The 21060-nt window shown below is 66.5% G+C and carries 23 protein-coding genes; 10 read left to right on the top strand and 13 right to left on the bottom strand.

All coding sequences use genetic code 11. From position 1 onward, the window contains the following. Window positions 1-29: 29 nt before the first annotated feature. From FIU89_RS22480 to FIU89_RS13310, 7 genes are all read right to left on the bottom strand, one after another. A complete protein-coding gene (locus FIU89_RS22480) occupies window positions 30-1961 on the bottom strand; it encodes a hypothetical protein (RefSeq protein ID WP_216647021.1) in 1932 nt (643 codons plus the stop codon). A 247-nt stretch (window positions 1962-2208) separates the two neighbouring features. Continuing rightward, window positions 2209-2532 carry a 5-aminolevulinate synthase gene (locus FIU89_RS13335; RefSeq protein WP_152493056.1) on the bottom strand — a complete coding sequence of 108 codons (324 nt, stop codon included), beginning with the start codon at window positions 2530-2532 and terminating at the stop codon, window positions 2209-2211. Between the two features lie 179 nt (window positions 2533-2711). Continuing rightward, window positions 2712-3920, bottom strand: a complete 1209-nt coding sequence (locus FIU89_RS13330) for an endonuclease/exonuclease/phosphatase family protein (protein WP_152493055.1) — start codon at window positions 3918-3920, stop codon at window positions 2712-2714. Window positions 3921-4038: 118 nt separating this feature from the next. Next, window positions 4039-4503 carry a macro domain-containing protein gene (locus FIU89_RS13325; RefSeq protein WP_152493054.1) on the bottom strand — a complete coding sequence of 155 codons (465 nt, stop codon included), beginning with the start codon at window positions 4501-4503 and terminating at the stop codon, window positions 4039-4041. Next, a complete protein-coding gene (locus FIU89_RS13320) occupies window positions 4500-5486 on the bottom strand; it encodes a threonine/serine dehydratase (protein ID WP_152493053.1) in 987 nt (328 codons plus the stop codon). The genes FIU89_RS13325 and FIU89_RS13320 overlap by 4 nt, the downstream gene beginning before the upstream one ends. Beyond that, complete coding sequence (locus FIU89_RS13315) at window positions 5483-6316, bottom strand: alpha/beta fold hydrolase (protein WP_152493052.1); 834 nt, start codon at window positions 6314-6316, stop codon at window positions 5483-5485. The genes FIU89_RS13320 and FIU89_RS13315 overlap by 4 nt, the downstream gene beginning before the upstream one ends. Continuing rightward, on the bottom strand, window positions 6316-6999 hold the full coding sequence (locus FIU89_RS13310) for a haloacid dehalogenase type II (RefSeq protein ID WP_152493051.1): 684 nt from the start codon (window positions 6997-6999) through the stop codon (window positions 6316-6318). Before FIU89_RS13310 ends, FIU89_RS13315 begins: the two co-directional genes overlap by 1 nt. A 170-nt stretch (window positions 7000-7169) precedes the next feature. On the opposite strand from FIU89_RS13310, the gene FIU89_RS13305 reads away from it, so the two are divergent. Both FIU89_RS13305 and FIU89_RS13300 read left to right on the top strand, forming a co-directional pair. Further along, the gene (locus FIU89_RS13305) at window positions 7170-7601 is read left to right on the top strand and encodes a peptidylprolyl isomerase (RefSeq protein ID WP_152493050.1); all 432 of its coding nucleotides are present in this window, start codon (window positions 7170-7172) and stop codon (window positions 7599-7601) included. 844 nt (window positions 7602-8445) lie between these two features. Next, complete coding sequence (locus tag FIU89_RS13300; protein ID WP_152493049.1) at window positions 8446-9096, top strand: hypothetical protein; 651 nt, start codon at window positions 8446-8448, stop codon at window positions 9094-9096. 75 nt (window positions 9097-9171) lie between these two features. Here the strand turns inward: FIU89_RS13300 and FIU89_RS13295 are convergent, their stop codons facing one another. The 3 genes from FIU89_RS13295 to irrA form a co-directional block, all read right to left on the bottom strand. Further along, window positions 9172-10434, bottom strand: coding sequence for a SulP family inorganic anion transporter (locus FIU89_RS13295; RefSeq protein ID WP_152493048.1), 1263 nt, complete (start codon window positions 10432-10434; stop codon window positions 9172-9174). A gap of 132 nt (window positions 10435-10566) precedes the next feature. Beyond that, window positions 10567-11550, bottom strand: coding sequence for an NADPH:quinone reductase (locus FIU89_RS13290; RefSeq protein WP_152493047.1), 984 nt, complete (start codon window positions 11548-11550; stop codon window positions 10567-10569). A gap of 10 nt (window positions 11551-11560) precedes the next feature. Next, entirely contained in the window at window positions 11561-11986 is a 426-nt protein-coding gene (gene irrA / locus FIU89_RS13285) for an iron response transcriptional regulator IrrA (RefSeq protein ID WP_152493046.1), read from the bottom strand. Between the two features lie 156 nt (window positions 11987-12142). Between irrA and fabA the strand changes: the two genes are divergently transcribed. Next, on the top strand, window positions 12143-12652 hold the full coding sequence (fabA, locus tag FIU89_RS13280) for a bifunctional 3-hydroxydecanoyl-ACP dehydratase/trans-2-decenoyl-ACP isomerase (RefSeq protein ID WP_152493045.1): 510 nt from the start codon (window positions 12143-12145) through the stop codon (window positions 12650-12652). A gap of 24 nt (window positions 12653-12676) precedes the next feature. On the opposite strand, the gene FIU89_RS13275 is transcribed toward fabA, so the two are convergent. Further along, complete coding sequence (locus FIU89_RS13275; RefSeq protein WP_152493044.1) at window positions 12677-12895, bottom strand: hypothetical protein; 219 nt, start codon at window positions 12893-12895, stop codon at window positions 12677-12679. A gap of 99 nt (window positions 12896-12994) precedes the next feature. Continuing rightward, window positions 12995-13882, bottom strand: a complete 888-nt coding sequence (locus FIU89_RS13270; protein WP_152493043.1) for a sulfotransferase — start codon at window positions 13880-13882, stop codon at window positions 12995-12997. Between the two features lie 292 nt (window positions 13883-14174). Here FIU89_RS13270 and FIU89_RS13265 point away from each other — a divergent pair, with 292 nt between their 5' ends. The 7 genes from FIU89_RS13265 to FIU89_RS13235 all read left to right on the top strand — a co-directional run bounded on the left by FIU89_RS13265 (window position 14175) and on the right by FIU89_RS13235 (window position 20024). Beyond that, window positions 14175-15581, top strand: coding sequence for a PAS domain S-box protein (locus FIU89_RS13265; protein ID WP_152493042.1), 1407 nt, complete (start codon window positions 14175-14177; stop codon window positions 15579-15581). 77 nt (window positions 15582-15658) lie between these two features. After that, the gene (gene fabB, locus FIU89_RS13260; protein ID WP_152493041.1) at window positions 15659-16888 is read left to right on the top strand and encodes a beta-ketoacyl-ACP synthase I; all 1230 of its coding nucleotides are present in this window, start codon (window positions 15659-15661) and stop codon (window positions 16886-16888) included. Between the two features lie 7 nt (window positions 16889-16895). Next, window positions 16896-17687 carry an enoyl-ACP reductase gene (locus FIU89_RS13255; RefSeq protein WP_152493040.1) on the top strand — a complete coding sequence of 264 codons (792 nt, stop codon included), beginning with the start codon at window positions 16896-16898 and terminating at the stop codon, window positions 17685-17687. A gap of 122 nt (window positions 17688-17809) precedes the next feature. After that, on the top strand, window positions 17810-18121 hold the full coding sequence (locus FIU89_RS13250) for a hypothetical protein (RefSeq protein ID WP_152493039.1): 312 nt from the start codon (window positions 17810-17812) through the stop codon (window positions 18119-18121). A gap of 164 nt (window positions 18122-18285) precedes the next feature. Further along, window positions 18286-18723 (top strand): PACE efflux transporter, encoded by a 438-nt coding sequence (locus tag FIU89_RS13245; protein WP_152493038.1) that lies wholly within the window; start codon window positions 18286-18288, stop codon window positions 18721-18723. A 193-nt stretch (window positions 18724-18916) separates the two neighbouring features. After that, window positions 18917-19420: a Twin-arginine translocation pathway signal gene (locus FIU89_RS13240; RefSeq protein WP_152493037.1), complete on the top strand. Its 504-nt coding sequence runs from the start codon at window positions 18917-18919 to the stop codon at window positions 19418-19420. A gap of 7 nt (window positions 19421-19427) precedes the next feature. Beyond that, window positions 19428-20024 (top strand): ferric reductase-like transmembrane domain-containing protein, encoded by a 597-nt coding sequence (locus FIU89_RS13235; protein WP_152493036.1) that lies wholly within the window; start codon window positions 19428-19430, stop codon window positions 20022-20024. Between the two features lie 123 nt (window positions 20025-20147). Here the strand turns inward: FIU89_RS13235 and FIU89_RS13230 are convergent, their stop codons facing one another. Continuing rightward, window positions 20148-21017: a hypothetical protein gene (locus tag FIU89_RS13230; RefSeq protein ID WP_152493035.1), complete on the bottom strand. Its 870-nt coding sequence runs from the start codon at window positions 21015-21017 to the stop codon at window positions 20148-20150. Window positions 21018-21060 lie beyond the last annotated feature (43 nt).

Raw genomic sequence — 21060 nt, 5'->3', positions numbered from 1 at the left:
TAGACCCGGGCCGCCGCTTGGGGCGGACGCTACTTGCGTCCGATCCGGCGGATCTCGCCGTCGAACGTGGGGACTGACATGACGAAGTCATCCGCCGGATAGCCGAGAGCCTGCTCTTCGAGGATGCCGATGGCGATCCGCTCGCCCATGCGCAGGCTGTCGTAATAGTCGGAGAAATAGTGCACGCCGGCCATGTTGCGCCCGATCGAGATGTTGGCGGCGAGCTTGTTCAACTCGCCCTCGAGCGTCAGGGGGCAGCACTGTTCTTTCTTGTCGCTCGGGTGCAGCACGACATGTTCGGCGATGTTCTTCTTGGTGTCCTTCTTGACCAGCTTGTAGGTTCCGCAGGGCTTGAAGACGAGTTTGGACATCGGCAGGTGAACGCCACAGTCCTTCTTGCAATGCTCGGCCTTCTTCTTTTCTTCCTTGGTCAGCATCTCGCAGCGATAGGCGCCGGCCTCGACCACCTTGCCGTCGCAGAGGGCGTCATGGATCGCAGCCTTGTCGTAGAAGCCTGCATCACAGTCGGTTTTGTCTTTGGGGTTCGTGATGCGCACGAAGACCGAGGACGTGTCGTAGAACGCCTTGAGCATGGTCACGCAGGCCCCGGCGACGGTGGCATGGCCCGCACCGTAGGTCGGGTGCATCGGCGAGCCCTCGCCGAAGGCCATGGGCAGGAGTGCCGCGTCGGCGCCGTTGCCGCTGGTCGGGTGGGCGTCGAGCGCGTCGAGGGTCGGCTTGAGCGCGTCGCGCATGGCGGTGAAGCAGCCGCAGATCTGCGGGAACCGTTTCTCGATCTCGTCGGCGCGCGCGATCCGCGCGGCCAGCGCCTCGGGGCGCAGGCGCAGGTGCACGTTGAACTTCTGGTAGCGGACGGCCTTGAGGCCGCGTGTGGCCACCTCGGTCACGAGGCTGAGGATGTGCGGCCCGCCCCAGAGCGCGAATCCGCCGGCGTTGTAGGGCACTTTCGCGCCGGTCGCGGGGTCGATCATCAGCCGGTCCCCCGGCGGGCCGGACAGCAGGTCGAAGGCCGGATCGAACGGCGCTTTCTGCGCCAGAAGGAGCAGGCAGGCGTTGAGATAGGCCTGGTAGAGCGCGTCGAAATGCACGTAGGTCGCCAGGTCGCGCGGGGTGCAGATGAACCGGCGCTGGTCGAGGGAAAAGTCCTGGATGCCGGTGCCGCCATAGCCGCGCTGCACCCGCAGCCAGTCATTCCAGGTGGTCATGTAGTCGGTTTCGCCCGCGACAGGCACGGTCTGGTCGACAAGCTGGGCGCCGTATTCGATCAGCCCCTGTTCGGGTTTCTTGGCACCGGGCGAGGAGCCGATCAGCAGAAATTGCGACAGGTAGGGGCCGTTGAGCACACCGGGCGAGGAGCCGCGAAAGACGGTGCCGGACGAAAGGTTCCCCGCGGCGTTCGTTTTTCGCGGGCGGCCCGTGAAGCCATCGGTTGCATAGGCCAGCCCGTCGAGACGCGTGGCCGAGGCGTCGACCGCGGCATTGCCCGCGCCTTCCTCGAAGGCGGTGAAGGGCACGTCGCGCAGGATCGCAAGCTCGTAGACCTCGGCCATCTCGAAGGCCAGCTCGTCCGAGCAGAGCTCGGGCGCGGGCGGCATGGTGACGGCCTGTGCGTCAGGGCCTTGCAGGTCATGGACGATGCCCGCGGTGGGCGCCTCCCAGAAGCGGCGCGGCTCGTCGCGAGGGACGGGCACCCGCGTGGTGAAGGGTTCGCAGAAACCGTTGTCGATGGCCTTGCGGAAAGCCTCGAACGCGTCGGTGTCGGCGACAAGGCCGGTGGCCTGGTCGTGATCGAGCCCCTTGGTGAAGCTCATCGGGTAGCAGGCGGCGCCGTAGCGCGCCTCGTCGCCATTGGCGCGATGTTCGGGGTGGTGGCGGTGACGGGCAAGTTCGGCAGCCTCGACACGGAATCGATAGGTGGATTCGGCACGGTCCTTGGGCATTGGAAATTTCCTTTCATGAAAAGGTCTTCGGGCAAGAAATTGGTCAAAGGCAGTCAAGAAAAACGCCGGAGAGCGTGAGTAATATCCTTTATAAATGACTCGTCATGGCAGGGTCTGTCAATGATTATTTAAATCTTGGGTTGTTTGTGCTGCCAGATTTGCAACCCTGAACAGGGCGGCATTGACCGCTCCGCGTTGCGCGGAGCGCCGCCGATTGGCACAGGCGCCGGCCCGCCGCAGAGGCCAGTCAGTGAGAGACGATCGCCAGTCCCAGAAGGATGAGCGCGCCGCCGCCCACGTCGCGCGAGGACAGGCCCTCGCCGATGGAATAGGCGTAGGTCAGCACGATCAGCGTCTCGATCGCGATGATCAGCAGGTAGAGCGTGCCGAGCGTCACCCCGCGCATCAGCACGACCTCGGCCTGTGTCGCGGCGATGAACCCAAGCAGGATGAGACCGTAGGCGACGAGTGACCAGTGGCCGGAGGCAATCTTCATTCCGATGGTGGCGATGCCGTAACCCAAGGCGGCGACGACCGCCAACCCCAGCAGTCTGATGTCGAGAATTTCCATGACGCAGAACGGTGGCCGGACTATTGGCACAACGTATCGAACTGATTTTATTGAATAAGGGCCACCGACCCTATATTGTTTCATCAAATAATGATCGACGGTACCACGCGCCGCGGGGCCGTCACAGTCGGGATTTCCTGACCCCGGGGCGCTGAGGCCCCGGGCGTGCGCGGGCGGTGTTACGTCTCCTGCATCCGCAGGTGCGCCATGATCTGGCCGTGGTCCGAGGCGAGCTTGTTATAGGGCGCTTCGGGGTGCGAGCCGTCGGTGAGGTGGTCGTTGAAGACGCTGAAGTAGGTCATCTCGCCCGCCCGGTCGGGATTGTCGGGGTGGAAGTGGCGGGACAGGAATATCTGGTCGATGCTCTCGAAGACGCCGCCGAAGGCCGAGGTGTAGACCATGTCGCGCAGGGATTTGCGGACGAACATCTTTTCCGCCGAATGCAGGCGGACGCGCTCGACCTCCTCGGTGATCCGGCGGTTTTCCTCGTCCGAATAGCGGTTGGAACGGTCCTGCGCGTCGTGGCGCAGCATCCAGGCATAGTTCTTGAAGGGCGCCTCGCCGGTGATGATCTCGGTCGAGACGGCATGTTCGCCGTCGTTGAAATCGCCCAGCACCATGACCGGGTGGCCGGCCTCGATCTCGCGCACGACCTCGCGGCGCAGCACCCAGGCCTCGGCCATGCGGCGGACGGTGGCGCGCAGTGATCCCATGGCGCGGCCGATGGGATCGTAGTGCGTCAGGTCCTCTTCGGGGGCGTAGTCGGCGCCGGGGGGCGTGATGTATTCGCCCAGCTTGGATTTCAGGTGGCAGTTGAAGACCGTCACGGTCTGTTCGCCCATGGGGATGCGCGCCTTGATGACAGGCCGCGACAGGCGGCGCAGGACGTAATGCCCGGCGTCCTGCGTGCCGTCCATGCCGCGCAAAGGCTGGAAGGGGATGGAAAGCGGCTCTTCGAGGTCCTGGATGATCTCGGGCGTGCCAGCAAAGCCCAGTCGCGACAGCATCGCGACCCCGGGGCGCCGTTTGCCCGGCTCGCCGGTATCGGCGGCGTTGGGGGCGAAGGCCAGCGTGGCGTCGTCATAGGGCGTGACGGCCAGTTTGCGGAAGATCGCCTTGCGGTGATAGCGTTTGGAGCGGTCGGGGATGGCCGCGTCGTTGAGGGCGCGGGCGCGGATGGACGCCTCGTCGATGACGGCGTGCAGGGCGTCTTTCTCGAAGATCTCCTGGAAGCAGATCACGTCGGCGTCGAGCGTCAGGATCTGGTCGGCCATCCAGTCGAGCTTCCAGGCGTATTCCTCGGGGGTGTAGGATTGGAATTCGTAGTATTCTCGGTCGGGGCCGATCAGGTTTTTCACGTTGAAGCTGGCGATGGTGACGTCGGTCATGGGGCGATTGTCCTATGGTCCTGGCGGCGTTTTCCGCGCGGAAAACGTGATAGAAAATGCGTATTTTCTATCACGGAATTTGCGCAAATTCCGGTTGCGTCCGGGGCGGGCCACGGGCCTAGCCATCGGCGACGGGCAGGACCACGAGGGCGTGGTCGATCCCGTCGAGCGCGGTGTCGATGCGCGGGGCGATCTCGTCCCAGTCGCCGCCCGCCAGGCCTGCGCCGATCAGGGGATAGCCGATGCGGGCTTCGGCGAACTGGTCTGCGACCTTTTCGAAGGCCGATTGCAGCGCGTCGTAATCGACCTTTTGCCCGTGACCGCTGTGATCGAACTGGGTGTAGGCGTTGACGATGGTCAGGCTGTGGCCGTCGCAATCGACCGTGGCGTGAGAGATGGTGCCCAGCTTGGCGCGGTCGCCCTTGGATGTCTCCATGTCGGCCTGCGCTGCGGCGGGGAATTCCATGGCGATGATGCGGGCGATGCCCGCGCCCATGGCGTGAAAGCAGTTGCAGCCGTGGACCAGCACGTCGAACTGGCCGGATTTGGCGAGCGCGATCAGGTCGCCTTCGACGCGTCTCATGGGGTTTCTCCGAGTGTTTCGAGGGCACGCGCGAACATGGGCGCGTCGACATTGCCGCCGGAGATCGTGCAGATGACCGTGTCGGCGTTAAGTTGGTCGCCGTGGAAGAGGGCCGCGGCGAGGGCGGCGGCGCCGCCGGGTTCGGCCACGAGTTTCAGGCGCTGGAAGGCGTGGGCCATGGCGCGCAGGCAGTCGTCTTCGCTGACGACAAGGCCCGGGCCGCAGAGGCGTTTGAGGATCGGGAAGGTGATCTGGCCCGGCGCGGGGGTGAGGATGGCGTCGCAGATATTGCCGCTGACGCCTGCGTTGGTCTCGATCTGGCCCGAGGCGAGCGAGCGGGTGACGTCGTCGAAGCCTTCGGGTTCCACCGGGCGCACCTTGAGGCCCGGTGCGTCGGCATCGAGCGCCAGGGCGATGCCGGAGGTGAAGCCGCCGCCGCCACAGCAGACCAGCATTTCGGCCTCATGGATGCCGAGGTCCGCCGCCTGTTCGGCAATCTCCAGCCCGCAGGTGCCCTGGCCGGCGATGACCTGCGGCTCGTCATAGGGGCGGATCAGGGTGAGGTCGCGCTCGGCCTGCAGTGCCTCGCCCAGTTCCTCGCGGCTTTCGCCGGCTGCGCGGTCGTAGAGCACCACCTCGGCGCCGAGGGCGCGGGTGTTGGCGATTTTCAACGCGGGCGCGTCGGCGGGCATGATGATGACGGCGGGGGCGCCCATCTGGCGGGCGGCGAGGGCCACGCCCTGGGCGTGGTTGCCCGACGAAAAGGCGATGACACCCTTGGCGCGGGTCGCGGCGTCGAGTGCCGACACGGCGGAGCGGCCGCCGCGATACTTGAAGCTGCCGGTATGTTGCAGGCATTCCGGTTTGACGAGGATGCGGCGGCCCGCGATTTCATCAAGGAAGGGCGACGACAGCAGCGGCGTGCGGCGGGCGTGGCCCTTGAGGCGCTCGGCGGCGGCGCGGATGAGGGTGATGTCGCTCATGCGGCGGCCTCCAGCAACTGGCGGATGGCGGCCAGAGATTGCGGCTCGTCGAGGAAGGGGACGTGGCCGCGGTTGGGCACGACGGTGGTGATCATGTCAGGGTGACGGGTTTGCATCTGTGCTTGCGTCTCTGCGGTGAAGAGGTCGGAATTCTCGCCCCGGATCGAGGCGGTGGGGATGGGTTTCAGCCCGTCGAAAAGCGCCCAGAGGTCCACGGCCTCGCCCGCGCCGGCCTGGCCCACCAGCGCGTCGCGCAGGCGGGGGTCGTAGCGCAGGACGATGCCGCCCGAGGGGTTGTCCTGCCACATGAACTCGGCCTGTTCGCGCCAGCGGGAGAGCGGGATGTCGGGGAAGTCCCGTGCGTGGCCTGCGGCCAGCGCGTCGGCGGCGGCGTCGAGGGTGTCGAAGGGCGGCGTCTTGCCGACGTAATCCATGATGCGCTGGATGCCGATGGGGGCCACCTCGGGGCCGATGTCGTTCAGCACCACGCCGGCGAGGCGGTCGGGGTGGCTGTGCGAGAGCGCCATGGCGATGAGGCCGCCGCGTGAGGTGCCGATGAGGATGGTCCGCTCGATCCCGAGGTGATCGAGAAGTTCGATGGCATCCTGGCCTTCGCGCAGGATGTTGTAGGTCATGTAGTCTTCCGCGTAGTCCGACTGTCCCCGACCGCGATAGTCGAGCCGGATGACGCGGTGGTCCGACAGGTGCGGCACGAGATAGGTGAAGTCGGTGACGTTGCGGGTGAGACCGGCGAGGCAGAGGATGGGCGTGCCGTTTCCTTCGTCGGTGTAGTGCAGCGACAGGCCGTCGGACGTGGTGAAGTGCGGCATTATTGGGCAAGCTCCGGGATGCCGGTGAGGTCTGTCAGCACGTGGCCGGGGGTGGCGGGCAGGCGGTCCATCGGCGCGCCGGCGCGGTTGACCCAGGCGGTGGTGAAGCCATAGCCCGCCGCCGCCGCTGCGTCCCAGCCGTTGGAAGAGACGAAGAGGACCTCGGACCTGGCGCATCCGAAGCGGTCGCCGACGAGGTCGTAAACGCTGGCGTGGGGTTTGAAGATGCCGACGCTTTCGACCGACAGCACGTCGTCGAGCACGTCGCCGATGCCCGCCGATGTCACAGCGCCGTCCAGCATGGCGGGCGAGCCGTTGGACAGGATCGCGGTGTTTTTACCGGCGTCCTTGAGCGCGTGGAGCATGGCGGGGACCTCCGGGTAGGCTTCGAGCTCCCAGTAGAGCTGCAGCAGGCGTTCGCGCAGGTCGGCGTCGTCCGCGAGGCCCTCGGCCTCGAGCGCCCAGTCGAGGCCGTCTTGGGTGACCTGCCAGAAGTCCGTGTGCCGGTCCATCACCGCGCGCAGCCAGGTGTATTGCAGCTGCTTCAGGCGCCAGTGCTCGGCGATGGCGGGCCAGTGGGATTTGAACGCCTCGCGACCGGGCTCGTCTGCGGCGGTGCGGGCGGCGGCGGCGACGTCGAAAAGCGTGCCGTAGGCGTCGAAGATGCAGGTGGTGATGGGCATGGGAGGCCTTCGCGTCCGGGGTGGTTCGGGGGGCAGAGTGGCACGTCTGGGGAAGGGTTGGAACCCTGTTTGCAATCGCTGCCATGGCAGGTTAGCCTTGGGGCAGACCAGCAAGTACCCGCGCGAGGCGCGGCCTTGGAAACCCATCCCCCAAACAGATTGGAAACCACATGACGCAGGTGAAATCCGGCGATACGGTAAAAGTTCATTACAAGGGCACCCTGGCCGACGGCACGACCTTCGACAGCAGCGAAGGGCGCGATCCGCTGGAATTCCAGGTCGGCTCGGGCCAGATCATTCCGGGCCTCGACAAGGCCATTCCGGGCATGGAAGTGGGCGACAAGAAAACCGTCGAAGTGCCCGCGGACGAGGCCTATGGCCCGCTGGACCCGGCCGCCAAGCAGGCGGTGCCGCGCGCCGACATCCCCGACGACATCCCGCTGGACATCGGCACGCAGTTGCAGGTGCAGACGCCGCAGGGCCAGACCCTGCAGGTGATGGTGGCCGAGGTCACCGACGAGCAGGTGACGCTGGACGCCAACCACCCGCTGGCGGGCAAGGACCTGACCTTCGACGTGGAGCTTGTCGGGATCGACAGCTGACGAGATTTTCGCACGGGCGGCGGCGGTCTTGCCGCGCCCTTGCGTGCGCGCCCCCGGGCTGACCGGGGGCGCGGATTGTCGGAGCGCGCGTGACCGGATGCGGTCATGCGCGTTTTCTGTTGGCGACACAGAGACGCGGACGCCGATGCGACGCCAGGCGAAGCGCTGCTTCGAGCCCTTTGCGGACACGTGTGATCAATAGCCCCGAGCGCCATTGACGGGCCGCGGCGCGGCGATCCGAGGGTGGTTCGGCAGCGTTTTGTCCAGGCCACATCCGAAACAAGATTGGGCGATGCACCGAGTTTCACCCAATCGCCGGGCCGTGGGGGCGGTCCGGCGATGGCGCGGGCCTGCGGCCTGTTTCCGCGCTGGGGCTTCAGATGACACGTCTTATATGTCAGTCCAGTCGCTCGTAACATACTGGTGTTGCGCCCCAGCCGGTTAACAGTCGCGAAGCGGCCCGGCCATCGATAGCCCCTCCCACGGGCTGGCGATTTGGCTGAGGTGGGCGCAACGACCCTTCCGAGGACGTGTTTGGCGGGCATGAAGTGCTTGAGAATTGCCGTCGGATCGCCACCCCAGGGGCTGACGCTCGCCTCCGTCGTGAACGGCACCAAAGTCCGCAATGCGAATATCGGTTCTTTTCCCTGCGGGCCGTGGCGCGACCCTGACGGTGGCTTGGGGGCGCGTCTCGGGGTGAACCGGGGCGCGCGTTTTTCGTTGCGCGGCGGGGGGCGGGTCCTGCCACGTCGCGCGTGTGGCGTCCTGCGCGGGCGGGAACACGCAGGCATGATCCGCGTTGGCCCTTTTGCAAAAGCCGGCAAGAGCGAAGGACGCGACGACAATGTTGGAATTTCTGAAAGAGAACGTGGAGATCGTTCAGATCGCGGCCAGCCTGACGACGACTTTCGTGTGGCTGGTCTACCTGCATATCTTCCTGAGCGGCTATATCCAGCAGCGCCGGTCCAGCATCCTGATCAACCGCGGTGGCGGGCAGGACATGAAGGCGCGGTGCCTGGTGTCGAACATGGGCGCGCAGCCGGCCTATCTGCTGGACGTGCTGGCGTCCCTGGACACGGGCGAGGAGGTCGATGTCGCCAGCGTCGTCGATCGCGAGGAGCTGCGCAAGGAGGAGCTGGAGCAGCCGGCGAACGTGACCGGGCAGGGGCCGATCCCGTCAGGCGGGTACGTGGATATCGGAACCTTCGAGGATGTGGCCCGCCGGGCGGGGCACAGCGCGGACGAGAGCGACCTGAAGGACCGCTTTCTGAAACTGGTGGCGGTTTGTGCGACCAACCAGGCCAATCACGTGGTCGCGGCGGTGCGCGAGTTCGATCTTGTTCCGGGGAACGAGGGTGTGCGGCTGGCGCCCCGCAAGCTGGAGGCGCGGCAGATCCGGTCGCGGCGGCTGAGACGGAAGATCACGTCGATGCTGGAGCGGCTTGAGCGCAAGGACGGCAACGCCGAGATCGGTGCGGAGTTCGCGCGGCTGTAACGCTGCCCCGGGGGCGTTGGCCAGGTGGCAGGCGCTGTCTCCGGGCGGCTTAGGTGCGGGGAGGACGTGCCGGGCCTATCGGTCCGGGTCCGACCAGTCGGAGGCTGGGACGTCGCGGCGGTGCAGGCGCAGGGCCAGACCCAGCGCAACGCCGACGCCGATGGCGACGGTCAGGTCGGCCAGAACGGTCAGGACCATGGTCAGGGCCAGCAGGAAGATGTCCGAGGCGCGCTCGGCCAGGTGGCCGCGCCACTTGTGCGGCTCGCTCATGTTCCAGGCGGTGAGGATCAGCAGACCGGCCAGCGCGGGCATCGCCATGTACCCCACCAGCGGTGCCGCGACCAGCATGACGATCAGGATCGTCACCGCGTGGACCAGCCCGGCCACGGGCGTCTTGCCGCCCGCGCGGATGTTGGTCGCGGTGCGGGCGATGGCGCCGGTCGCGGGCATCCCGCCGAAAAGCGACGAGCCGATATTTGCGGCCCCTTGCGCCAGCAGTTCCGCGTTGGGCCGGTGATGCCCCGCGATCATCCGGTCGGCGACCATGGCCGAGAGCAGGGATTCGACCCCGGCCAGGAAGGCGATGACCAGGGCGGAGGGAAGAAGCTCGATCAGCCTGGCGATGCTGACGACCGGCAGGGCGGGCCAGGGCAGGGTGCCGGGCAGGTCGCCGAACCGCGAGGCTATGGTGTCGACAGGCAACCCGGTGACGGCGACGATGGCCGATGTCAGGGCCACCGCGACGATCAGTCCTGGCCATTTCGGCGCGGCGCGACGGAACAGGACGATCAGGGCCATCGTCACGACGCCGATCGTCGTGGAAGCGCCCGAGACGGTGGGCCGGGCGGCCCAGAGCGCCTCGACCTTGGGCAGGAAATCCGCTGGCAGGTCGGTGACCGCGAGGCCCAGAAGGTCCTTGAGCTGGCTGGTGGCGATGATGACGGCGATGCCGATGGTGAAGCCGTTGATCACCGGCTCGGGGATCAGCCGGATGAGGTTTCCGGCCCGGAAGAAACCGGCGACCAGCAGGATGAGACCGGCCATGAGCGTGGCCAGCACCAGCCCGTCATAGCCATGATCCGCGATCACGCCGAAGACCACGACGATGAAGGCGCCGGTCGGCCCGCCGATCTGCACGCGGCTGCCGCCCAGAAGCGAGATCAGGAAGCCCGCGACGATGGCGGTCACCAGGCCCTTGGCGGGGTCGGCGCCCGACGCGATGGCGATGGCCAGGCTGAGCGGCAAGGCCACCATCGCCACGGTCACGCCGGCGAGGACGTCCTGCGCCAGAAGCGTCCGGGAATAGCCGGGCAGGGTCGTGAGGATTTTGGGTTTCATGCACTTACGTCAGGGGACGTGCCGGTTCGGTGTCATCCTTGGGTCTGGCGTAAGTGAAGCTGCGCGGCTCTGCAAGGGCGGCATGGCGGGGGTCGTGCCGCGAAGGCCGGTTTGGGGCCCGGCCGCGCGGACTCAGGGTTCCAGCAGGACCGCGCCGCGACGGCCGGGGCTGAGCACCATGTTGTGGGCCGTGACGCAATCGGCGAGCGGCAGGCTGGCGTGGATGGCCGGGGTCAGCGCGCCTTCGGCCAGGGCCGCGTGCAGGCGGGCGATGGCCGCGGCGCGTTCCGCCGGGGGCAGGATGTAGATCAGGGAAATGTCGATCTTGAGCGCCTTGAACAGCATAGCGCCGAAGGGCAGTTCCGGCGTCATGTCCTTGGCCGAGCCATAGGTGGCGATGGTGCCCATGGGTTTCATCACCTCGGCCAGCAAAGCGGCGTTGGTGCCGAACTCGACCTCGACCGCGCGGTCGATGCCACCCGGGGCGATGTCCTTGATTTTCGCGGTCAGATCGTCGTCGCGGTAGTCGAGCACGTGATCGGCGCCGGTGTCGGCCACGTAGTCGGCGGCGTCGGCGGAGGCGGTCGTGATGACGGTCGCGCCGCCCCACTTGGCCAGTTGCACGGCCATGTGGCCCACGGCGCCTGCGCCGCCGGAGACAAGCAACGTCTGCCCCGCCACTTCGCCGCCGCCGAAGACGGTCTGGCAGGCGGTCAGGCCGGGTATGCCGAGCGTGGCGCCGACCTCGTGGCTGACGCCCTCGGGCAGGGGCACGGCCTGGTCGGCGGGCAGGGCGATCATCTCGGCCGCGGTGCCATGGGCGCGTTGCCACTGGGCGTTCCAGAGCCAGACATGCTGATCCATGCGGGCGGGATCCACGCCTTCGCCCACGGCGAAGATCGTGCCGGCGCCGTCGGAATGGGGGATGATGCGGGGGAAATCGGGTTTGGTCACGCCGGGGCGGGTGCCCGCGCGGGACTTGGCGTCGGACGGGTTCACGCCGGAATGTGTGAGCCGCACCAGCACCTCGCCCGGGCCGGGCGTGGGGGTGTCGACCTCTCCGACGCTGAGGACGTCTTCGGCGGGTCCGAATTGTTCGTAATGGGCGGCGCGCATTCCGGGCGGGTCAGCCGGACTTGCGGCGCAGGCGGATCACCACGTCGACGCTTGCGATCTCGGCGCCTTCGGGCGCGCCGGGCAGGCGGGCGATCTCAAGCTCGTCGGCGGGCGCGTCGGAAAGACGCTGCTCGTCCTCCCAGAAGAAGTGCGGGTGATCGTGGGTGTTGGTGTCGAAATAGCTTTTCGAGCCGTCGACCGTGACCTCTTGCAGCAGGCCAACGTCGCAGAAGGCGCGCAGGGTGTTGTAGACCGTGGCGAGCGAGACGCTGTCGCCGTTCTCGCAGACGGCGGAGTAGAGGCTTTCCGCGGTCACATGGCGATGCTGCCCGTCGCCGACAAGCAGCGCGGCCAGCGCGACGCGTTGACGGGTCGGGCGCAAGCCTGCGCCTGCGAGCCATTCGGTGCCTCGGGTTGTCGCCTCGGTATCGGTCATGAAAGCTCCTGTCTCAATGCCAATATAGGGGTCTCCACATGGGAATTTCAAACAAAATTCTGCACCATAGCGCGACGCGGCAGGGCTTGCGCGGGGGTTTTGCGGGGTGTTACAGGATCGGATAACGGAACAGTTAAGAGAAAAGGGTGCGACCCTATGGCCGACTTCCCGAGCAGCTTCGACCGCGAAGACCTGCTGAAATGCGCACGTGGCGAGCTTTTCGGCCCCGGCAATGCGCAGCTGCCCGAGCCGCCGATGCTGATGATGGACCGGATCACCGATATTTCGGGCGACGGCGGGCCGCATGGCAAGGGGCACGTTGTGGCAGAGTTCGACATCAAGCCTGACCTGTGGTTCTTCGAGTGTCACTTTCCGGGCAATCCGATCATGCCGGGATGCCTTGGCCTTGACGGGCTGTGGCAGCTCACCGGGTTCAACCTGGGCTGGCGCGGTTGGCAGGGGCGCGGCTATGCGCTGGGCGTGGGCGAGGTGAAGCTGACCGGCATGGTGCGCCCGGACCGCAAGATGCTGACCTATTACGTGGATTTCACCAAGGCGGTGCAGACGCGGCGGCTGACCATGGGCGTTGCCGATGGCCGGGTCGAGGCCGATGGCGAGGTGATTTACCAGGTCAAGGACATGAAGGTCGCGCTGAGCGAAAGCTGAGGCGCGGCCCCCGAAGGTTTACCGTTAGAGCAGGAAATCGAAGCCGTCCGTCATGTCGGGCGGCACGAGGTCGTCCCAATCGGGTTCGGCGATGTCCTTTGCGGTGGCGGTGTCGCGGGCCTTGGGCTCGAAATACTCCATGATGCTGCGCTGCACGATGTCTTCGGCCAGGTCCTCGGCGAGAGAGCGTGTCTTTGCGTCCGGGATGGACCGAAAGTCGATGATGATGCCGTCTTCGGGCATGGGGGTATCCTCCGTTGGGGCGCCGGGATGGGGGTGGCGCGTTGCGTAACGAGGATGGGTCGGAGCGGGTCGCGACAGGGTTCAAAGGTTTCTTCTGTGTCAGCCCTGCCAGTTCGCGGGGAGCGCGGTGCCGAAGCGGTCGCGGCAGAAGGCGTATTGCGGGGCAAGCTGTGCCGCCAGTGCCGTGCGCGCGGCCTGCGGCAAGGGCGCCTTGAGCGTGGTTTCGTTGTGACGGGCGTTCGCGTCGGCCGGGGCGAAGGGCTCGCCGATGAAATCGCACAGGCGGCGCTGCGTGCCCTCGGTGAAGAGGGTTTCGTAGAAGAGGCAGAGCACCTCGCCGGCCCTGAAGGTGGCGTCGAGCGCGGTGAGGATGCCGGCGTAATCGGCGCGCGCGGTCAGGGCGGGCATCTGGCGGACGCGGTCCCAGTCCTGCGTGGCGCGGGTGTCGGGGGCCATCTGTTCGAGGTGGCGCAGCTGGGACCAGAAGCGCGCCACAGGGTCGCGCATGATGAACAGGACGCGCAGGCGGCAGCCCTGGTGCGCGACGACGTCGCGGATGTCGGCAAAGCCCGCCGCGCCGATAGCCGAGTAGCCCGGCGTGATGTCGGCGAAACAGCGCGTCTCGGGGCCGCAGAGCCGGGCGAAGTGGCCGAAATAGGCGGTCTCGTCCTGGATCATCTGCGCCCGGTCGAGGCTGGCGCGGAACGTGGCGCGCCGGCGGAGGTTTTCCAGCGCATCGCCGGGCTGATCGAGGTGGAACTTGAGCCGCGCGAGCGCCAGCGCGTCAGGATCGCCCAGGCAATGCGCGGGGTGGCGGGCGTCGAAGAAATGCACTTCCTTCAGCGGCGAGGGGGCGCATCCGGGCAGGTCGGAGAGGTAGGCGTGCAGCCAGCTTGTGGCGCATTTGGCCGCGCCGATGCAGACCAGGAATGTCTTGCCCGCAAGGTCGGGGTGGCGGGGCCGGGGAGACGGGTGACGCAACGTCATGGTGAAGGATCCGCCGTGCGGGAGGGTCGGACGTGACAGAAATGCTGCCACATCGGTCGGACTCGCTCAAGTTTTCGCGCAAAATGCGGACTGCGCGTGCTTAAGTGGCTGATTTGAAAGCATTTGAGCGGATTCCCGCTTACGCCACGTAATGTTAACCCTATTTAAACGAGTTTATTGCAGGGCGCCTGCGCCCTTGGGATACGGTAGCCTTGATATACCAAGGTTGTGCCTGTGGGGGATCGTCCCCACGTGGAATGCCAACCGCTGACGAGTAACGAGGCAAGAGCACGTGCAAACCAACAGTGATGCTTTCGGGCCGGTGGGCCGGATGGGCGTGACGGAATTCATAGATGCACTGCCGGACGAGTTCGTGATCGTGGATTCCAGCGGCGTGGTCATCGCCGCCAATTCCGCCTGGAAGCAATTCGGCGCAGAGAATGACGGGGCGCCCTCGGGCTATGTCGGGAGCAACTATTTCGACATCTGCCGGAGCGCCGACGGCGAGTCGAGCATGGAGGCGCGGCTGATCGCGGAGTCGCTGGAGACGACGCTGCGCTCGGGCGAGACCTTCGTGTGCGAATACCCCTGCGACAGCCCCACGATGAAACGCTGGTTCGAGCTGACCGCGACGCGGATGATGTTCGAGGGGCAGCCCTTTCTGACGATCCAGCACCGCAACGTGACGCAGCGCCACCACGAGCGGGACGCGCTGAAGCGGACGGCGGTGGACAGCAACGCGCTGTCGGCGCTGGTGGCGGGGACGTCGGACGCGATCCTGACCTATGACCTGGAGGGCAGGATCACGTCGTGGAACCCGGCGGCCGCGCGGCTTTACGGCTATGCCAGCGACGAGATCGTCGGGCGGTCGCTGGAGACGCTTTACCCGTCGGACGAAAAAAAGCCCGTGACCTGGTACCGCGACGAGATCATCGCCGGGCGGCTGGACCGTTTCGAGGCGGTGCGCATTGCCCGGGATGGCACGCCGCGCGAGGTCTGGATAAGTTGCGCCCCGATCCGGGGCGTGGATGGCGACGTGGTTGCGATTTCCAACATTCACCGCGACATCAGCGAGTTGCGCCGCGCCGAGAAGGCGCGCGAGCTGATGTCGCGCGAGGTGATCCACCGGGCCAAGAACATGCTGACGATCGTGTCGGCGGTGCAGCGCCAGACCGCCCGCACCGCGGCGTCCGTGGACGATTTCCAAGCCAAGTTCGGCGCGCGCATCTCGGCCCTGTCGAAATCGACCGACCTGCTGATAGGCGGGCAGTGGGACGATGCGGACCTGCGCGAGCTGGTGGTCGGCCACCTGCGCCCCTTCACGTCCGAGAACGATGCCCGCATCCGCCTGTCGGGGCCGGAGGTGCGGCTGATGCCGCAGGCGGTGCAGACGCTGGGGATCGCGCTGCACGAGCTGGCCACCAACGCGATGAAATACGGCGCATTGGCGCATGAGCGCGGCGAGGTGGAGCTGGCCTGGAAACTGTCGAAAGGGAGCCGGGGCCGCGCCCTGGACCTGAGCTGGCGGGAACGCGGCCTGGCGCATCCGCCCGAGGAGGACGCGCCGGGGTTCGGCAGTACCGTGCTGACGTCGCTTGCGCCGTCGATGCTGGGCACGCAGGCGCTTTACCACGTGGCGCCGGACGGCGTTCAATGGACGATCTCGATCGACCCGGAGCATTTTTCGCTGCTGGGCTAGGTTCGCAGGGGCGGCATTGATCTTGCACCCGCCGCCTTGCATGTCCTACAACGCGGGCAATCAGGTAGGGAGGCAACATGCGTCGCGTCGTCGTCACCGGGCTGGGAATCGTCTCCAGCATCGGCAACAATGCCGAGGAGGTGCTGACCTCCTTGAAAGAGGGGCGTTCGGGCATCACCGCCAATGAGCAGATGGCGGAGCACGGGTTTCGCAGCCAGATCGCCGGGGACGTCAAGCTGGACGTGGCCGAGCATGTGGACAAGCGCACCCTGCGGTTCATGGGGTCGGGCGCGGCCTATGCCCATATCGCCATGCAACAGGCGATTGCCGATTCAGGACTGGAAGAGGGTGAGATCGTCAACCCGCGCACCGGGCTGGTGGCGGGGTCCGGCGGGCCGTCCACCTCGGCCATGCTGGCGGCGCACCAGACCGTGCTGGAAAAGGGCAGCCCCAAGCGGATCGGGCCTTTTGCGGTGCCGAAATGCATGTCCTCGACGATCAGCGCCAACCTGTCGACCGCCTTCAAGATCAAGGGCATCAACTATTCCATCACTTCGGCCTGTTCGACCAGCCTGCATTGCATCGGCAACGCGGCGGAGCAGATCATGATGGGCAAGCAGGACGTGATGTTCGCGGGTGGCGGCGAAGAGCTGGACTGGACGTTGAGCTGCCTCTTCGACGCGATGGGCGCGATGTCGTCGAAATACAACGACACGCCCGAAAAGGCGAGCCGGGCCTTCGACGCGGACCGCGACGGATTCGTCATCTCGGGCGGCGGCGGGATCGTCGTGCTGGAAGACCTGGAACACGCAAAGGCGCGGGGCGCCAGGATCTATGCCGAGGTGACGGGCTATGCCGCCACCAGTGATGGGCATGACATGGTGGCCCCCAGTGGCGAAGGCGGCGAGCGGGCGATGCGCCTGGCGTTGCAGACGCTGGCCAAGGAGCGCCGCGTTGGCTATATCAACGCGCATGGCACCAGCACGCCCGTGGGCGATGCGGGCGAGGTCGAGGCGGTGCGGCGGATCTTCGGCGAGGGCAACGTGCCGCCGATCAGCTCCACCAAGTCGATGACCGGCCACAGTCAGGGCGCGACGGGCGCGCAGGAGGCGATCTATTGCCTGCTGGCGCTGCACCACGATTTCATCATCCCGTCGATCAATGTCGAGACGCTGGACCCCGCGATACACGAGGGCGAGATCGCCACGACGCGCGTGGACGAGGCCGGGCTTGATACGGTGATGACAAACTCTTTCGGTTTCGGCGGCACGAACGGTTCGATGCTGCTGAGCCGGTTCGAGGGATAGGGCACGCATGACAAACTCTATGCAAGGATTGCGGGGCCTGATCATGGGCGTCGCGAACGACCGTTCCATCGCCTGGGGCATCGCCAAGGCGATGCACGAGGCGGGCGCGGAACTGGCGTTTTCCTACCAGGGCGAGGCGTTTGCCAAGCGGGTGGAGCCGCTGGCCAACTCGGTGGGGTCCAATATCCTGTTGGATGTGGATGTCACGAAGGACGAGTCGCTGGACGCGGCCTTTGCCGAACTGGCCGAGACATGGCCGACGATCGACTTCGTGGTGCATGCGATCGCCTATTCCGACAAGTCGGAACTGTCGGGCCGGTTCCTGAACACCAGCCGGACGAACTTCAAGCATTCGATGGATATCTCGGTCTATTCCTTCATCGAGGTGGCGCGCCGCGCCTATCCGATGATGAAGGAGAAGGGCGGCACGATGCTGACCCTGACCTACCAGGGGTCGAACCGGGTGGTGCCGAACTATAACGTGATGGGCGTGGCCAAGGCGGCGCTGGAGGCCACCACGCGCTATCTGGCCAATGACCTGGGTCCCGACAAGATCCGCGTCAATGCGATCAGCCCCGGGCCGATGAAGACGCTGGCGGGTGCGGCCATCGGGGGCGCGCGGCGGACCTTTCGGCACACCGAGGAAAACGCGCCGATGCGGGCCAACGCCACGCTGGAGGCCATCGGCGGCACGGCGGTCTACTTGGCGAGTCCCGCGGGCGCCTGCACCACCGGCGAGGTGATCAAGGTCGATGGCGGCTATCACGTGCTGGGGATGCCGCAGCCGGAAAACCTCTAGCCCGAAGAGCCCGCGCGGCGGGGTGCCGGACGGCCTTCGGCATAGACCGACCCCCGGGGATGTCCCGATTTGGTCGGGGTCTTGCCTTAGATTCGCCACGGGACGCCGGCACGCTCGGTGGCATGAGCTTTCAACCGAACCCCGCCGAGGCCCGCTTCGAGAAGCGCAACGCACGCGCCCTGACGGCGCGCAAGTGGGCGCGGGGCCTGAAGCTGGGGCTGGCCGGGCTGTGCCTGACCGCGATCTGGCAGGAACGGGCGCTGTATCCGGTGATGCATGACCGGATGCAGGCGGTCTATGTCCACGGCATGGACTGGATCGAACGCATGGAAGGCAGCAGCAGCTACCTGACGGCGATGGGCGATTTCGGCATCAAAGACAACAGCGGCGAGCATGATGCGCTGACCCGCGCCTTGCTGAACATGCGGCAATAGGCGGGCAGGCCGGGGCGGGGTGGTGCCCTGTCGGCCACATTTTCCACAATCGGACAGCCGCCGCTTGAAAGCCCCGCGTCGCCGCGTCATTTATCATGTCAGAGGACGACCTCCCCGGCAGGGCTTTGCGTCCGGGACGGCCCGGAATGATGTGGGAGGGTTCCATGCGATCCCCGTTCGACCGTCTGCGCCACGCGCTGAGCTTTGAAATCATTGCCCTTATTCTGATCGTGCCGCTGGGCGCGGTCGCCTTCGGCGTGCCGATGCACAATCTCGGGGTGGTCGGCCTTGTCAGCGCGACCATCGCCACGCTTTGGAACATGGTGTTCAACTTCGGCTTCGACCTGCTGTTGCAGCGCCGCACCGGCGCGACGCGCAAGACCGCGCGTCTGCGGGTGGTCCATGCGGTGCTGTTCGAGGCGGGGCTTTTGGTGGTGCTGATGCCCTTCATCGCCTGGTACCTGCAGGTGTCGCTGTGGCAGGCGCTCGCGATGGACCTGTCCTTTGCGCTGTTCTACATGGTCTATGCGCTGGGCTTTAACTGGCTGTACGACATCGTGTTTCCGTTGCCGGAATGGACCGGGCAGGCGCTGCGCGACTGAGCCGCGATGGGGCGCTGCCGCCCGCGGCTGCGCCAACCTTCGCCGATCGGACGCCGATCGGCACGAAACCGCGCGGTCACGGTGCCGTGAGGGTGCTTTGCCTGTGCCCGATCGGCGTTATCTTTGGAGGTGAACAACGGCGCGTGACATGACGACGGTGGTCCGCGCCCCCGACCCGACAGGAGAGACCGAGATGAGACCCCGACTGATCAATCGACGCAATCTGATCGCCACCGGCGGCGCGGCGGCCGCCGTGACGCTGGGCGCCGGCCTGATCGTGCCGGCACGCGCGGCCGGGGTGGAGCCGACGCCCACCATGCCGGGCGGGGCCAACAACTATCGCCCCGGCGCCGCCCTGACCGACCGGATCGGCAATGGCGGCTTCACCATGACCGGCACGGTGCGCCGGGCGGGCGATGGCGCGCCGCTGGAGGGCCGCCGCATCCAGATGTGGGCGCACACGACCGAAGGGCACGAGCGCGACCCGGAAAGCCATGGCGCGACCCTGACCGACCGCGACGGGCGGTTCGTGATGGACATGCCGCAGATCGTGCCCGCCTTCGGCCAGCCGCACGGGCACCTGGCCTATGACGCCGAATATGACGATGGCGGGTTCAGGACAGTGTTCCTGCGCCCGGTGATGTCGAGCCCGGGACAGACTTCGCTTGACGTGGAGTTCGTGCTGGTTCCGGCATAAACCCCCGATGCTGCGCAAGGTCCTTATATGGGCGGCGGTTTCCGCCGCCCTTGTCGTGCCGGTGGCGGCGGCGGGGTTCAGCCCGCTGTTGCAATGGCGGCAACCCGTGTACATCGTGGCCGGGTTTGCCGGGATCGCGGGCTTTGCCCTGATGTTTCTTCAACCGCTTCTGGCAGGCGGATACCTGCCCGGGATCGACGCATTGAAGGGCCGGCGGGTGCATCGCCGGGTCGGCGCGGGGATCGTGGCGCTGGTGGTGCTGCACGTGGCGGGCCTGTGGCTGACCAGCCCGCCCGACGTGGTGGATGCGTTGCTGCTGCGCTCGCCGACGCCGTTTTCCGTCTGGGGCGTGCTGGTGATGTGGCTGATCTTTGCCACCGCCGCGCTGGCGCTCACGCGCAAGCGGCTGGGACTGCGGCCAATGACGTGGCGGCGGGCGCATACCGCGCTGGCGGTGCCGATCGTCGCGGGCACGGCCCTGCACGCGGTGCTGATCGAAGGCACGATGGAGACGGTCAGCAAGTACATGCTCTGCGCGTTGGCGCTGGGGGCGACGGTCAAGGTGATCCGGGACCTGCGGATCTGGGCGCGCCGGGCGAGGTGAAGCGGGCGGCATCCCGGACCTGATCCGGGATCTCGTGGTTCGGGAGATCCTCGGGTCGAGCCCGGGGATGACGGTTGAGTGGGCCGGCGCGGGAGGTCCCGGGTCAGGCCCGGGACGGGTGGTTCAGAACCACTGGCCGGGTTCCATCAGACCCAGGTCCAGCAATTGCCGCGAATGCCATTCGAACGGCGCGGAATTGTGCCATTTGAAGGTGTGGATGTCGAAGGTCGAGCCGGGGTTGCGCTTGAGCGCCTTGGCGGTTCTGAACGAGGCCACCGCCGCCGTCAGGTTGTGGTGCCAGGGGCAGGCGTAGGTGTTGTATTCCTCGTCGTTGAACGTGTGATCGGGGCGCAGCTGCAGGCCCGGCTGGGCGCGGAACAGCGAAATCCGGTCGATCTTGCGGCGCTCCACCGGGATATGTTCCTCGTACCGCCAGCGCAGGCCGCCGAAGAAATCCAGTTGCCGGTCGCGCGGGTGGTTGTGATTGTCGGGGTCGTTGCGCGCCAGCGCGTAATATCCGGAGCGGTCCAGATGCGCATCCTCGAGCGAGACCGCGTCACGGTGCCGGTCGAGGTCCCCGGCATAGAGATCGACCACGTAGGTCAGCATCGCGTCGCGCCGTTCCTCGGTGTGGAAGGCCAGCATCTCGCCCACGGTGCGCGTCTCGCAGAACGGAAAGAACAGGTATTCGGCATTGAAGCAGTAATAGAGCCAGAGGCCCGGCGCGGCGGCGATGACCTTGTTCACCGCGTCGACGTAATTGTCGCCCGCGGCGACGTCGAAGGGGATGCGGTGCACCGCCGCGCTGACGTCGGGGGCCAGCGGGAACCCGGACGGCATCAGCGCCAGCACGGATTGGAAGCCGGTGTCGAGATGATGGCGAATGGCGCTGTCGACCTCGATCTGGTCCTCGACGAAGATCATCGCGACAGGCCCCTTGGCCAGCGCGGTGCCGGGCTCTTTCAGAAAGGCGGACAGGGTGGCGTGCTGCATCGTCGTCCTCAGGGCGTCTTTCTCTGGGCGTCTTTTCGGGTCA

The organism is Roseovarius sp. THAF27 (assembly GCF_009363655.1).
GTDB lineage: Bacteria > Pseudomonadota > Alphaproteobacteria > Rhodobacterales > Rhodobacteraceae > Roseovarius.
This window is presented reverse-complemented; position numbering and strand designations above follow the sequence as displayed.